This is a genomic window from Burkholderia sp. Bp9140 (assembly GCF_003853425.1).
Classification (GTDB): domain Bacteria; phylum Pseudomonadota; class Gammaproteobacteria; order Burkholderiales; family Burkholderiaceae; genus Burkholderia.
Genome location: NZ_QTPQ01000005.1, coordinates 22769 through 36672, shown reverse-complemented (window position 1 = coordinate 36672; position 13904 = coordinate 22769). Strand labels below are relative to the sequence as shown.

General features: G+C 65.8%; 13 protein-coding genes and 3 tRNA genes. 8 read left to right on the top strand and 8 right to left on the bottom strand.

Features of this window, described 5'->3' with window-relative positions; genetic code table 11:
• The first annotated feature begins 39 nt into the window (after positions 1–39).
• Positions 40–2406, top strand: a complete 2367-nt coding sequence (locus tag DIE21_RS05855; RefSeq protein WP_124496800.1) for a bifunctional (p)ppGpp synthetase/guanosine-3',5'-bis(diphosphate) 3'-pyrophosphohydrolase — start codon at positions 40–42, stop codon at positions 2404–2406.
• 176 nt (positions 2407–2582) lie between these two features.
• On the opposite strand, the gene DIE21_RS05850 is transcribed toward DIE21_RS05855, so the two are convergent.
• From DIE21_RS05850 to DIE21_RS05840, 3 genes are all read right to left on the bottom strand, one after another.
• Positions 2583–2659, bottom strand: a tRNA-Arg gene (locus DIE21_RS05850).
• Between the two features lie 68 nt (positions 2660–2727).
• Positions 2728–2804: transfer RNA gene (locus tag DIE21_RS05845), tRNA-Arg, on the bottom strand.
• A 68-nt stretch (positions 2805–2872) separates the two neighbouring features.
• Positions 2873–2949, bottom strand: a tRNA-Arg gene (locus tag DIE21_RS05840).
• Between the two features lie 130 nt (positions 2950–3079).
• Between DIE21_RS05840 and greB the strand changes: the two genes are divergently transcribed.
• The gene (gene greB, locus DIE21_RS05835) at positions 3080–3643 is read left to right on the top strand and encodes a transcription elongation factor GreB (RefSeq protein WP_124496799.1); all 564 of its coding nucleotides are present in this window, start codon (positions 3080–3082) and stop codon (positions 3641–3643) included.
• A 107-nt stretch (positions 3644–3750) separates the two neighbouring features.
• On the opposite strand, the gene DIE21_RS05830 is transcribed toward greB, so the two are convergent.
• A complete protein-coding gene (locus tag DIE21_RS05830; RefSeq protein WP_124496798.1) occupies positions 3751–4893 on the bottom strand; it encodes a porin in 1143 nt (380 codons plus the stop codon).
• A gap of 498 nt (positions 4894–5391) precedes the next feature.
• Positions 5392–5655: a hypothetical protein gene (locus tag DIE21_RS05825; RefSeq protein WP_124496797.1), complete on the bottom strand. Its 264-nt coding sequence runs from the start codon at positions 5653–5655 to the stop codon at positions 5392–5394.
• A 393-nt stretch (positions 5656–6048) separates the two neighbouring features.
• Here DIE21_RS05825 and DIE21_RS05820 point away from each other — a divergent pair, with 393 nt between their 5' ends.
• Entirely contained in the window at positions 6049–6252 is a 204-nt protein-coding gene (locus DIE21_RS05820) for a cold-shock protein (protein WP_006476615.1), read from the top strand.
• A gap of 161 nt (positions 6253–6413) precedes the next feature.
• Positions 6414–7541, top strand: coding sequence for an exonuclease domain-containing protein (locus DIE21_RS05815; protein WP_124496796.1), 1128 nt, complete (start codon positions 6414–6416; stop codon positions 7539–7541).
• Between the two features lie 36 nt (positions 7542–7577).
• Here DIE21_RS05815 and DIE21_RS05810 read toward each other — a convergent pair whose 3' ends face one another.
• Entirely contained in the window at positions 7578–8171 is a 594-nt protein-coding gene (locus tag DIE21_RS05810) for a chorismate mutase (protein WP_124496795.1), read from the bottom strand.
• A 220-nt stretch (positions 8172–8391) separates the two neighbouring features.
• Positions 8392–8538: a hypothetical protein gene (locus DIE21_RS37105; protein ID WP_009690993.1), complete on the bottom strand. Its 147-nt coding sequence runs from the start codon at positions 8536–8538 to the stop codon at positions 8392–8394.
• Positions 8539–8736: 198 nt separating this feature from the next.
• Here DIE21_RS37105 and DIE21_RS05805 point away from each other — a divergent pair, with 198 nt between their 5' ends.
• From DIE21_RS05805 to DIE21_RS05790, 4 genes are all read left to right on the top strand, one after another.
• Positions 8737–9126, top strand: coding sequence for a DUF2946 domain-containing protein (locus DIE21_RS05805; protein WP_124496794.1), 390 nt, complete (start codon positions 8737–8739; stop codon positions 9124–9126).
• Between the two features lie 130 nt (positions 9127–9256).
• On the top strand, positions 9257–11611 hold the full coding sequence (locus tag DIE21_RS05800; protein WP_124496793.1) for a TonB-dependent receptor: 2355 nt from the start codon (positions 9257–9259) through the stop codon (positions 11609–11611).
• On the top strand, positions 11599–12858 hold the full coding sequence (locus DIE21_RS05795) for an exo-alpha-sialidase (RefSeq protein ID WP_124496792.1): 1260 nt from the start codon (positions 11599–11601) through the stop codon (positions 12856–12858). The genes DIE21_RS05800 and DIE21_RS05795 overlap by 13 nt, the downstream gene beginning before the upstream one ends.
• Positions 12855–13337, top strand: coding sequence for a TlpA family protein disulfide reductase (locus DIE21_RS05790; RefSeq protein WP_124496791.1), 483 nt, complete (start codon positions 12855–12857; stop codon positions 13335–13337). The genes DIE21_RS05795 and DIE21_RS05790 overlap by 4 nt, the downstream gene beginning before the upstream one ends.
• A gap of 87 nt (positions 13338–13424) precedes the next feature.
• Here DIE21_RS05790 and DIE21_RS05785 read toward each other — a convergent pair whose 3' ends face one another.
• Positions 13425–13679, bottom strand: coding sequence for a GlsB/YeaQ/YmgE family stress response membrane protein (locus tag DIE21_RS05785; protein WP_057928536.1), 255 nt, complete (start codon positions 13677–13679; stop codon positions 13425–13427).
• Between the last annotated feature and the right edge of the window lie 225 nt (positions 13680–13904).

Below are 13904 nucleotides of genomic sequence, written 5' to 3'. Positions count from 1 at the left end.
TGTAGTCCACGCGCGCAACGACTCGACCTGGAGGCGAATATGAGCACCACCCCATCGTCCGCCTCCGCGGATTCGACCACCGAAGCCACGGCCCAGTCGCCTGCGCGCCAGTACATCGACGCGGTCCTCGAACAGTCCTTCCGGCACCTGTTCGGGCCGACCGCCACTCCGGAGCAGCCGCGCAAGCACGGCGTCGTTTCGATCGCGAAACTGACCGCCGCGCTTGCCGAGTATCTCGCTCCGGATGAAATCAAAGAGGTCAAGGCGGCGTTCCACTTCAGCGACGAAGCCCACCTCGGTCAATATCGCCAGAGCGGCGAACCCTACATCACCCATCCCGTCGCCGTCGCGGAAATCTGCGCCGGCTGGAAGCTCGACGCGCAAGCCGTGATGGCGGCGCTCCTGCACGACGTGATGGAAGACCAGGGCGTGACCAAGAGCGAGCTGGCCGAGCGCTTCGGCCCGAAGGTCGCCGAACTGGTCGACGGCCTGTCGAAGCTCGACAAGATGGAGTTCCGCAGCCGCGAGGAAGCGCAGGCGGAAAACTTCCGCAAGATGCTGCTCGCGATGGCGCGCGACGTGCGCGTCATCCTCGTCAAGCTCGCCGACCGTCTGCACAACATGCGCACGCTTGGCGCGGTGCCGATGGAAAAGCGCCGCCGCGTCGCGCGCGAGACGCTCGACATCTATGCGCCGATCGCGCACCGCCTCGGGTTGAACAACACGTATCGCGAGCTGCAGGACATGAGCTTCGCGAATTTCAACCCGCATCGCTACGCGACGCTCGAGAAGGCCGTGAAGGCCGCGCGCGGCAACCGCCGCGAAGTGATCAGCAAGATCCTCGAGGCCGCGCAGCGCGCGATGGCCGACGCGAAGATCGACGCCGAGATCACCGGCCGCGAAAAGACGATCTACAGCATCTACCGCAAGATGCGCGACAAGCAGCTGTCGTTCTCGCAGGTGCTCGACGTGTACGGCTTTCGCGTCGTCGTCGAGAGCCCGCTCGACTGCTACACGTGCATCGGCGCGCTGCACGCGCTGTACAAGCCCGTGCCCGGCAAGTTCAAGGACTACATCGCGATCCCGAAGATCAACGGCTATCAGTCGCTGCACACGACGCTCGTCGGCCCGTTCGGCGCGCCGATCGAGTTCCAGGTGCGCACGCGCAAGATGCACGAGATCGCCGAGGCCGGCGTGGCCGCGCACTGGCTGTACAAGAACGGCGGCGCGGATCTGAACGACGTGCAGAAGCGCGCGCACCAGTGGCTGAAGTCGCTGCTCGACATCCAGAGCGAAGCCGGCGATTCGAGCGAATTTCTCGAGCACGTGAAGATCGACCTGTTCCCGGATGCGGTCTACGTGTTCACGCCGAAGTCGAAGATCATGGCGCTGCCGCGCGGCGCGACGGCACTCGATTTCGCGTATTCGATCCACAGCGACCTCGGCAACCAGTGCGTGGCCGTGAAGATCAACAACGAGCTGCTGCCGCTGCGTACCGAGCTGAAGAGCGGCGACATCGTCGAGGTGATCACCGCGCCGTATTCGAAGCCGAACCCCGCGTGGCTCGGTTTCGTGCGCACCGGCAAGGCGCGCTCGGCGATTCGTCACTACCTGAAGACGATGCGCCTGAACGAGTCGGTGCAGCTCGGCGAGCGGCTCGTCGACCAGAGCCTGAAGGGTTACGGGCTCGCGCTGGCCGACGTGACGCCGGAAGTGTGGGAAAAGCTCGTGCAGTGGACGGGCAACAAGAGTCGCCAGGAAATCTTCGCGGACATCGGCCTCGGCCGCCGCGTCGCCGCGGTGATGGCCAAGCGCATCGAGGTGCTGATGAGCGGCCGCGATGCGGACGACGATCTGCCGAAGTCCGAGCGACATCCCGCGCACAATGCGCCGCCGGTCGTGATTACCGGCACCGAAGGGATGTCCGTGCAGCTGTCCGCGTGCTGCCGGCCGATTCCGGGCGATGCGATCATGGGCTATATCGGCATCGGCCTCGGGATGGCGATTCATACGACCGATTGTCGTGTCGCGCAGCGCATCCATCGCCGCGATCCGGGCCGCTGGATCGACGTCGAATGGGCGCCGCAGCCGGGACGTCTCTTCGACGTCGCGGTGAAGGCACTCGTGAAGAACACGAAGGGCATCTTCGCGCGCGTCGCGGCGGACATCACGTCGGCCGACGCGAACATCGTCCACATCGCGATGGACGAGGACCTGACGCACGAATCGACGGTGCTGCGCTTCGTGATCCAGGTCAGCGATCGCGTGCACCTTGCGAACGTGATGCGGCGCGTGCGGACCAATCCGGACGTGATGCGGATCATGCGCGAGCGCTCGACCGACGACAGTGTGCATGCGCGTCACGATGGCGGCATGCGCATCGAGCGCGAGCGGCAGGATTACTGACCTGCGCGTTGCCTGGGCGGGATACGACGGCGGCCGCGGGCCGCCGTTTTCGATTGTGACGCGGGCCCGGCGGCGTTGCGCGGTGACAGCGCGGCTCGAGTCGAGCGAGCAGTGATCGTCGGGAAGGGGGGGCGGAAAAGAAAAAAGGGCCTTCCCGGAGGAAGGCCCTTCTGAGGTGGCGCGGCTGGCAGGATTCGAACCCACGACCCCTTGGTTCGTAGCCAAGTACTCTATCCAACTGAGCTACAGCCGCACGCAAAAACGAAACTACTACTGCTTCGAACTGAAAGGGCCTTCGGTTCGGAAGGCCCTCGAAAAAGGTGGCGCGGCTGGCAGGATTCGAACCCACGACCCCTTGGTTCGTAGCCAAGTACTCTATCCAACTGAGCTACAGCCGCACGCAAAAACGAAACTACTACTGCTTCGAACTGAAAGGGCCTTCGGTTCGGAAGGCCCTCGAAAAAGGTGGCGCGGCTGGCAGGATTCGAACCCACGACCCCTTGGTTCGTAGCCAAGTACTCTATCCAACTGAGCTACAGCCGCACGCAGAAGCGGAAGTATAGCAGAGTCGCATAAAAAGGGAAGCCTTATTCGCAAAATATGTCGCACGATCTTGCGCGGCCGCCTTCGTGTACCCTTGGAGCATCAGTCATCCAGGTATTGAATCCGCATCATGAACAAGGCGTTTGTCAAAGAGTCGGACGGCGACGACGACGATCTCGACCCCGGTCAACCGGCGATTCCGGCGGGCACGAAGAACTACATCACGCCGGCCGGCCACAAGCGGCTCAGGGACGAACTCCTGAACCTGATCGACGTCGAGCGTCCCGAGGTCGTGCGCCTCGTGTCGTGGGCCGCGTCGAATGGCGACCGGTCGGAGAACGGCGACTACATCTACGGCAAGCGGCGGCTGCGCGAGATCGATCGCCGGATCCGCTTCCTGACGAAACGGCTCGATCTCGCCGAAGTCGTCGACGCGAGCCGGCAGGAGAACGTCGACCAGGTGTTCTTCGGCGCGACCGTCGATTACGCGACGCCGGACGGCGAGGATCACACCGTCACGATCGTCGGGATCGACGAGGTCGATCTCGATCGCGGTTGCGTCAGCTGGATCTCGCCGGTCGCGCGGGCGCTCATCAAGGCGAAGATCGGCGATACCGTCACGCTGATGACACCCGCCGGTCCGCAGCCGATCGACGTGCTCGACGTTCGCTATCCGGCATCGGGCAGCGCATGAGCATGGCGCGACGCATCCGCGCAACGGCGCGCTGAGGCGAACAGGCGTCCCGGGCGGGGCGCTTCGTCACGACGGTCCGGGCGAGTGCCCGGGGCCGATCGTCTCGCTCAGAAGCGGTGGCGCATGCCGGCCGTGACGGCGATCTGCTTGTTCGTCGACGACGCGGTGCCCAGCCCGTTGATGTTCGCGCCGATCGCCAGGCCGTCCGCATTGACCCGCTGGTATTCGCCCTGCAGGTACAGGTCGGTGCGCTTCGACAGCGCATAGTCGGCCTGCAGGTTGAACTGGTGCCAGCTCGGCGTCTGGCCGTCGAGACGGCTGTCGGTATACGTGTACGAGCCTGCGAGCGAGAACGCCGGTGTCAGCGCGTAGCGGCCGTTCACTTCGTAATTGTTGAAGCGCGTGCCGCCGACGAGCGGGATGCCGCCCGACACACCGGACTGCCCGGCGCTGACCCTGGCCGAATCGGTCAGGCGCGTCTGCGTGAACACGAAGCCGGCCGTCGCGGGCCCGAACGTGTAGTTGAGGCCCGCGCCCCAGGTGCGCTGCCGGCTGGCCGCGAACGTCCAGTCGCCGGCCACCGCGCCGGGATCGCTGGCCGCGAGTGCGAGCGAGTTGATGTTGTTGTTGAGCTGCATGTAAGCGGCTGCGACGTTGAAGCCCAGGTAGCTGTACGACGCGCCCACGCTGTACGCGCGGTTGTTCGAGAAATTGCTGGAATTCGAGAAGCCGTACAGCGCGCCGAACTTCAGGCCGCCGTAGTTCGCGCTCTGGTACTTGACCGAGTTGTTGATCCGGAACGAGTTGTTCAGGTTGTCGTTGTCGAACGGGTGCGCGAACTGCGTGCCGCCGTACTGGGTGCCGGTCAGCGACAGCGGACCGAGGAAATCGACGACGCTGTCGTACTGGCGGCCGAGCGTGACCGAGCCGTAGCGGTCGTGCGCGATCCCGACAAACGCCTGGCGGCCGAATTCGCGGCCGTTCTGCTTCAGTGAACCGTTGTTGATGCCGAAGCCGTTCTCCAGCGTGAAGATCGCCTTCAGTCCGCCGCCGAGATCCTCGGTGCCGCGCAGGCCCCAGCGGCTGCCGTTGATCGAGCCGCTCGTTTCCTGCCACGCGCTGTGACCGCCCTGGTTGTTCGTATAGGTGATGCCGGCATCGATCAGGCCGTACAGCGTGACGCTGCTTTGCGCATGGGCGGCGGTGGCCGCCACGCTCGCCAATGCGGCGACGATCAGGGACTTTTTCATGATCTGTCTCCAAACAGGATGATGTCGATCGAACCTGCTGCGGGCATCGGCGGTGTCGCGGGTCGGCGACGCCGTGCGCGTGGGGCGCGGCACCCTCGTCGGAATCCATTTGCAGTGTAAGGATCGGTCCGGGCGCAGAGGAAAATCGCTTCCGGCAATACTGTATTTTGAATCGCGCAAGAATGACGATGGGCGCCGAGAGCCGCGGCCATCAAGGCGTTGCGGCGGCGCAGCAGGGGGGAAGCTGATCGGGACTGCCGTCAGGCGCGTTGCGCGATCGCGACAGGCGATCAGTGGCGGGCGAGGGTAGCGCCAGCGCGATTATTGACACAACGGCAATAGAGGTTTGTGTGTAGCATGGATAATGAAAGGATGTTATCTCGCTATACTGCGATCTCTGCTTTCCGAAGCAGACTTTTTCGTTGACGGAAAAGATCTCCAAACCTTTGTCGGCGCGACTTCCCAGTCGCGCTTTTTTTTTGCCCGTCTTCCCGATCCCTATTGCGCGTGCGAGCGCCGCTTGCGCTTGCCTGTCGGCTGCGCGTCGTCGGCTTCGGCCGGCGGCGGCGTGTACGTCCAGTCTTCCATCACGTAGTGACGGGCGTCCAGCGGTGACGCCAGCAGGTTCTGCCAATGATCGCCGTGCCAGGTCGGATCGAACTCGGTATCGCACGGCGCTTCACGGGACTCGGCCAGCGCGCGGGACTTGCGGCGTACGCGTGCGAGCCGGCTCGCAAGGCGCTTGATTCCGTCCAGCCACATGACCTTCTCCTTCCATTGCCTGGCACCAGCATCGCAATGTCCTCCGTTGTCTGCAATCCGGAAAAAACCCGAGGATTTTACCGGCTTGATTTGTCCCCGGTAGGTTTTTCACGGTCCCGATTATCGGCGACCTGATCCCGGTAACATTGACAGGTTTTTGATGCGAATCAATTAATAAAAGACGATGGTGTACCGATTCCAGTGGTATTGACGTATTTTTGATAAAGAAGGCGCTAAAAATTCCCTTGACGCACCCGGATTGTCCAATTTATAAAGTCAGCACTCCGTCCCCGGGCGGGGCGCTGCGGGTGAGTGTCGGCGTGCTGTTGCGGGATTTCGGGAAGCGGCTATAAACAGTAGCTTTTTTGATCTAAACGAGTGGGGAACGAAGGTATGGATACCGGTATCGTAAAATGGTTTAACGATGCTAAGGGTTTCGGTTTTATTACGTCCGACAATGGCGGCGAAGATTTGTTTGCGCACTTTTCCGAAATCCGGATGGACGGCTTCAAAACGCTGAAGGAAAACCAGCGCGTTTCCTTCGACGTGAAAGTCGGGCCGAAAGGCAAGCAGGCAGCGAATATCCAGGCGGTCTGACGCGCCACGCATTGCCGATCATGTCCGGCCCCCGCATCGCGGGGGCTTTTTGCTTTTCGGGGGCACGAAAACCGGCAGCCGCCGAATCGATTCCGGTTCGGACTGGTCGCGAACATGCATGCCGGTGCATACTCACGAAAGCATCGTTTCCCTGTCTTTTCATGTCCGATTCCCGCCCGTCCGATCCCGCCTGCGAACTGCCGCTCGTCTTCGTCGACCTTGAAACCACCGGTGGCTCGTCCGCCGAGCACCGCATCACCGAAATCGGCGTGGTGGAAATCGGCCCGCTCGGCGTATCGACGTGGACGACGCTGGTCAATCCGGGACAGTCGATTCCGCCGTTCATCCAGCAACTGACGGGTATTTCGGACGAGATGGTGCGCGATGCGCCGTCCTTCGCATCGCTCGCGCCCGCGCTGTTCGAGCGGCTCGACGGCAAGCTGTTCGTCGCGCATAACGCGAGCTTCGACCGTGGCTTCCTGCGTGCCGAATTCGAACGTGCCGGCATCGCGTTCAATCCGGACGTGTTGTGCACGGTGCGGCTGTCGCGCGCGCTGTTTCCGCGCGAGGCGCGGCACGGACTCGATGCGCTGATCGAGCGTCATGGCCTCATCCCCGCCGCCCGCCACCGGGCGCTCGCGGATGCCGATCTCCTTTGGCAGTTCTGGCGGCAATTGCACGAGATCGTGCCGCTCGAGCGGCTGCGCGACCAGATCGCGCGCACGACGCGCCACTTCCGTCTCGGGGGGAACCTGACCGAAGCGTGGCTCGATACCGCGCCCGCCGGATGCGGCGCGTACGCGCTGTTCGGGGAGGGCGACGAAGCACTTTACGTCGGGCGCAGCGTGCGCGTGCGGCAGCGCTTGCGCGCGCTGCTGACCGGCGAGCGGCGCTCGTCGAAGGAAATGCGGCTTGCGCAGCAGGTGCGGCGTGTCGAATGGCGGGAAACCGGCAACGAGTTGGGCGCGATGCTCGCCGAAGCGCAATGGATCGCACACCTGCGTCCGTCGTACAACCGGCGTCCCGCGGCCGACAACGCTCGTGCAGGCAAGGCGCCCTGGCCGTTCGACGGCGCGGTCGCGTTCGAAGCGTGCGGCGAGCGCCGCCTGTTTCACGTGATCGACGGGTGGCGCTATCTCGGTGCGGCCGAATCGCTCGACGCGGCCGTGCGCCTCGTGACCGATGGCGTGGACGGCGCGTTCGAACCCCATACCCATCGCCTGCTGCAGACCCATCTCGCACGCGGCCTGCAACTGATTCCGCTCGCGGCGCTTACCCCTGCCGATTGAGCACCGCTTGCTGCCGCGCGCGATGGCCGTGCGCGCTCAGCTGATCGCGCTGGCGCCGCCGGCGGAGCAGACGTGCGACAGCGCGGTGCCGAGCGCCTGCGTCCGGGTGGCGTCGTAGCGGGTGAGCGTCTTCCAGTTCGCGATGCTGCGTGCGAGCCGCGCCTGGCAATCGGGCGCGTCGCGCAGCGGCGCGACCCGGGCGAGGCCGGTCAGCATCTTTTGCGTGAGCTGGTCGAGCGCCGGCCGCGTGCTGGTCGCGAGGTCGGGCGGCGTGCCTTCGGGCGGCCGCGTCGCGCGCCAGGTGGCAAAGAGCGCATTCTGCACGTCCTTGCTCGCGGCGATCTGATCCTCGAAGAACGTGCGCGCGAATGCCGGATCCACGCCGGCCTGTGCGGCGCGCTTCTCCATCGATGCGAGCAGTGCCGCTTCGCGGGGCCGGTCTTCGATCGCCTTGTGGTTCGCCCATTTCCATCGTGCGACGGGTTCGGCAAGCGCGAGCCGCTGCGATGCGAGCGCGACGAGATTGGTGAGCGCGGTGTCGTCGCCGTCCGCGCGCGCGATCTGCGGTGACGAAAAGAGGGCGACGCCGAGCGCGGCGACAGCGACGCTGGCACGAATGGCTTGTTTCATCGGAACGATCGGGAAAGCCGGGCGGGCCGGAGGTGGAAAACCAGAAGGATAGACGAAGACAGTCGCGCGGCGGAACGACGCGACAGAAGAATCAGCGGACGCGCTGACCCGGCACCGTCAGGCCGTTGCAGCCCGGGTGCGAAGCGATCTGCGCCGAAAACGCAGCGATGAACCGCACGATCTCGATTGACACGTGGCGGTTACAGAACGGAATGCGGGTTCACTTCGGCGAGTACAGCTTGTGCTGCTCGTCGAAGAATGCCCGGACGTGCTCGGGCAATTCGGCGAGGAATTCCACGCCGACAGGTTCCGGATCCGGGCTCATCACTTGCTCGGGCGGGGGCATGCGGGTTGGTCTTTCGTCCATGGTCGTTTCTCCAGCAGGTTCAATAATTATCAACCTCGTGCTCGGATTTATGCCAGTGGCGAATCGTTAGATTTTGTCTCTGTTGTATTAACGGCACATGCGCTGCTGCGCGCCGTGCGATGCCGACTATTGCACCCTGCACGATCGGCAACGATTGAGTCGCTTGCTATACTTGCGCGCACTTTTTCCTGGACCGCGATGAAACGAACGACGCGATGGATCGGCCTCGTCTGGCTGGCGCTGGTACTGAACGTACTGTCGCCCGTCGTCGGCTATGCGCGTCTCGCGTCGAGCGGTTCCGGCGAGCTCACGCTCGAATTGTGCAGTGCGGCAGGCGCCCGCCAGGTCGTCCTCGCGCAGCCCGGCGACGACCGCGGTGCGGCGTCGTTCGACCATGCGGACGTGCCGCACTGCGTGTACTGTCCCGGCTTCGCGGCGAACGTCGCGCTCGGCACGAGCCTGCCCGCGTTGCCGGGCTTCGTGCGCGCGTTCGCGTACCGGGCGGCCGCCCCGGCCGTTCCCGATTTTCCCCGCCAGGGCATCCGTCTCGCGCAGCCGCGCGGTCCGCCTGAAAACGTCCCGATCTGATTGATATCGTCCGCGCGCCCCGGTGGCGCGCGTGCCGCCCGCGGTCCGGTCCGCGCGCCGCGCCGTGTGCGCGCGGCGCGTCGGCTCGCGTCCGGTGGCGGCCCCCGGTCACGTTTTCAGGAATTCATCCATGTCGTTCACTTTCGCCGCGCGGCCGTCGCGCGGTCGGCTCGCGCTCGCCTGCGCGGCCGCTTTTGCCTGGCAGACCGCGCAAGCGGCTCCGACCGATGGTGCATCCGCCGACCCGGTGCCAACCGGCCCGGACAACCGGGCCGGCCGCGCCGCATCGATTGCCGTGCCCGGGCCCGCGCCGACGGGCGACACGCTGACCGCCGTCAGCGTCACCGCCCAGCGGCAACCCGTCGATCCCGATACGCCGGCCGTCGTCGAGTCGATCACGCGCGAGCAGATCGACGCGCACACCAACGTCACCACCGAGGACGCGCTGAAGTACGCGCCCAACCTGATGGTCCGCAAGCGCTACATCGGCGACCGCAACAGCGTGTTCGCCGGTCGCGACTTCAACGAACTGCAGAGCGCGCGCGGGCTCGTGTATGCCGATGGCCTGCTGCTGTCGAACCTGCTCGGCTCGAGCTATGCGTACCCGCCGCGCTGGTCGCTGATCGCCCCCGACGATATCGCGCGCGTCGATGTGCTGTATGGCCCCTTTTCCGCGCTGTATCCGGGCAATGCGATCGGCTCGACCGTGCTGCTGACGACGCGGCGCCCCGACAAACTCGAGGCGTCGCTATCGACGCAGTTCTTCACGCAGCGCTATCACGACGGCTACGGGTTCGCGGATAGCTTCGGCGGCAATCACCAGACCGCGCGGATCGCGAACCGCGTCGGCAAGTTCTGGTTTTCGCTGTCGCTCGACCGGCTGGAGAACGACGGTCAGCCGATGCAGTATGCGAGCCCCAATTCCGCCTACAACTCGCGGCTCGGCGCCGCGGTGCCCGTGACGGGCGCGGCCACCGACATCGGACCCAACGGCAAGCCGCGCACGATCGTCGGCGCGCAGAACATCGAGCGGACCGAGCAGCTCAACGAGACGGTGCGGATGGGCTATGCGTTCACGGACCGCGTCGACGCGACGCTGACGCTCGGGCACTGGGAGAACCATTACCGGCAGCATGGCGAAACCTTCCTGCGCGACGCGGCCGGCAATCCCGTCTACGGCGGCAACGTGTCGATCGGCGGCCGGAACATGACCGTCGCGCCGAGCGCGTTCGCGCCGCAGCGCGGCGACCAGGAGAACTGGCTGTATGCGCTCGGCCTGAACAGCCGGCTCGATTCGGGCTGGCGGCTGTCGGGCATCGTGTCCGCGTACGACGTGTCGCGCGACGTGCTGCGCGCGGCATCGACCGCGCAGGGCGGGGCGGGCACGCTGTTCCAGGGCGACGGCACGGGCTGGCGTACGTTCGACCTGAAGGCCGAGGCGCCGCAGGTGAAGGGCCACACGTTCACGTTCGGCTATCACTACGACAACTATTTCCTGCGCAACGTCACGTACAACACGGCCGACTGGCTGGCCGGGCCGACCACGTCGCTCGCGAGCGTCTACCAGGGCGACACGCGCACGCAGGCGCTGTACGCGCAGGACGCGTGGCGTTTCGCGCCCGGCTGGCTCGCGACCCTCGGCCTGCGCTACGAGCGCTGGGATGCGTACGGCGGCGCGCTCGGCAACGCGAACGGCACGCTCGGCTACGCGGACCGCAGCGCGAATGCGCTGTCGCCGAAAGTCGCGCTGCAATGGGACGCGACGGACGTCTGGCGCTTCCGGCTGTCATTCGCGACGGGCACGCGCTTCCCGACGGTCGGCGAACTGTTCCAGGGCACGATCTCGAACAACGCGATCGTCAACAACAACCCGAACCTGCGGCCGGAAAAGGCGATCGACTGGGATTTCACGGCCGAGCGCGACGTCGGCGTCGGTGTCGTGCGCGCGAGCGTGTTCCAGAGCGATCTGCGCGACTCGATCTACAGCCAGACGACGGTGTCGGGCGCGTCGACCGTCACCAACATCTCGAACGTCGATCGCGTGCGCGTGCGCGGCGTCGAACTCGGATTCAGCGGCCGGAACGTCGGGCTGCGCGGGCTCGACATCGACGCGAACGTGTCGGCGAGCAATGCGCAGATCCTCGCCGATACCGCGAATCCCGCGTACGTCGGCTCGCGCTTTCCGCGCGTCCCGCGCATGCGCGCGAACCTGCTCGCGTCGTACCGCTTCGACGAGCACTGGCTCGCGAGCGTCGGCGTCCGCTACTCGGGCCGCCAGTTCAACACGCTCGACAACAGCGACGTGAATCCGGACGTGTACGGCGGCACGAGCATCTTCACGGTCGTCGACCTGAAGGCGCGCTACCGGTTCGACCGTCACTGGACCGCGTCGGTCGGCATCGACAACCTGACGGACCGCCGCTACTACGTGTTCCACCCGTATCCGGGCCGCACTTTCTTTGGAGAACTGAAATGGTCGCTGTGAAATCGCTCGCGGCAGGCTGCGCGCTGTGGCTCGCGGCGCTGTCGCCCGCCCGCGCGCACGACGCACCGAAAGCCGCCGATCCGCATGCGGCGCACATGAGCATGCAGGCCGCGCCGGCGCAACAGAAGCAGCCGCTCGCGACCGGCGCCGCGTTCGACGCGCGGCACCGGCTGTGGGTCGCATGGGTCGAAGGCGCGCACGTCGTCGTCGCGCACTCGGACGACGCGGGCCGGACGCTATCCGCGCCCGTGACCGTCAACGCGATGCCCGAGCCGATCTACACGAGCGCGGAGAATCGGCCGAAGATTGCGACGAGTCCCGACGGTCGCGCGGCGTACGTGTCGTGGTCGATGCCGCTCGATGCGCCGTACACCGGCATGGTGCGCTTCTCGCGCTCGCTCGACGGTGGTGCGACCTGGAGCGTGCCCGTCACCGTCCATCGCGACCGGCAGGCGATCACGCACCGCTTCGACATGATGGCCGTCGACCCGGCCGGCAACATCGCGATCGCGTGGATCGACAAGCGCGATCTCGCTGCGGCGAAGGCGGCGGGGCAGGCGTACGACGGCGCGGCCGTCTACTACGCGGTGTCGCGCGACGGCGGCGTGTCGTTCGAGCCCGAGCGCAAGGTGACCGACCACACATGCGAATGCTGTCGCATCGCGATGGCGATCGATCCGGCCGGACACATCGAGGCCGTGTGGCGCAACGTGTTCCCGGGGCAGATCCGCGACCATGCGCTCGCGGTGTTGCCCGTACCGGCGTCGGAGCCCGTCGTGCCGATCCGTGCGACGTTCTCGAACTGGCATGTCGAGGCCTGCCCCGAGCACGGGCCGGCGCTTGCGATCACGCCCGACGGTACGCGTCATATTGCGTGGTTCGGTGTCGTCGACGGCCGCGCCGACGTGTTCTATTCGCGCATCGGCGCCGACGGCCGGCCGCGCGGCACGCCGTGGGCATTCGGCGCGAATCCGGCGGTGCCGGCCGAGCAGGCATCGCATGCGGCGCTCGTCGCGCGCGGCGACGTCGTCTGGCTTGCATGGAAGGCGTTCGATGGCGACGCGATGCAGATCAAGCTGCGCCGCTCGGACGATCGCGGCGAGCACTGGTCGGCGCCGCACGTGATCGCGTCGACGTCGGGCGCGAGCGACAATCCGCAACTGCTCGACGATGCGGGGCGCATCTACCTGTCGTGGCGCACGCGTAACGACGGCTACCGGCTGATTCCCGTCGAGGGCGCGCAATGAAACGGCTGATGATCCTGATCGGCGCCGTGCTCGCGAGCCTGCCGGCGTGGGCCGGCGAACTGCAACCGCTGCGCGCGGCCGAGGTCGCGAAGTTGTATGCGACGGCGCACGATCGACCGCTCGCGGTCGAGATCTGGTCGCTCGATTGCGGATACTGCCGCGAGAACGCCGCGCATCTCGTCGCGTGGCAGCGCCGGCATCCGGACGTGCAGCTCGCAATGGTCGCGATGGACGCTTATGACGACAACGGTGCGGCGATCGCGCAGGTGCTCGCGCAAATGAACCTGCCGCCGCAGGTCGCGCAGTATGCGAACGCGGAGCCGATGCCCGAGCGTCTGCGGGCGGCGCTCGATGCGGGATGGCGGGGAGAGATGCCGCGTACGGTGTGGATCGGACGCGATGGCGCACGCGAAGCGCGCAGCGGATTGCTGACGACCGGCGTGCTCGACGGCTGGTTGCAGCGCGGCAAGCGCCGCTGAAACGGAAGGCGGCGCGCGCGCAATGCAGCGCGCCGCTTCGATGCAAGAACGAAACGAAAGCGCGCCCGAAGGCGCGCAAGAAGAGCATCAGGCCGCGCGCCTGAATAGCCGGATCACGAACAGCAGGATCACGGCGCCGATGACCGCGACGATCACCGAGCCGATGAAGCCGCTGCCGAGGCTGATGCCGAGCAGCCCGGCCAGCCAGCCGCCGATCACCGCGCCGACGATACCGACGATGATGTCGACGATCAGCCCGAACCCGCCGCCCTTGACGAGCAGCCCGGCCAGCCAGCCGGCGATCGCACCGATGATGAGCCACATAATCAAGCCATGAGTCATGGTGATCCTCTCCTTGTGTTGAGTCGAAATGACCGGACGTCGGCTGTTTCGCCGCAAGCAGCCTGTAGGCGGCATGCGACCTGCCGCGCCGCCCACGCAATGTAACGCGATAGACGGGTCGGAATAGTTAAGTAATGTTATGCACCCTTAACGGGTTTTTCCAGAGGATTCGTCTGCCTACGGCGCGGTGCATACGCAGACGATGCGTGGCGAAATGAAGATGTA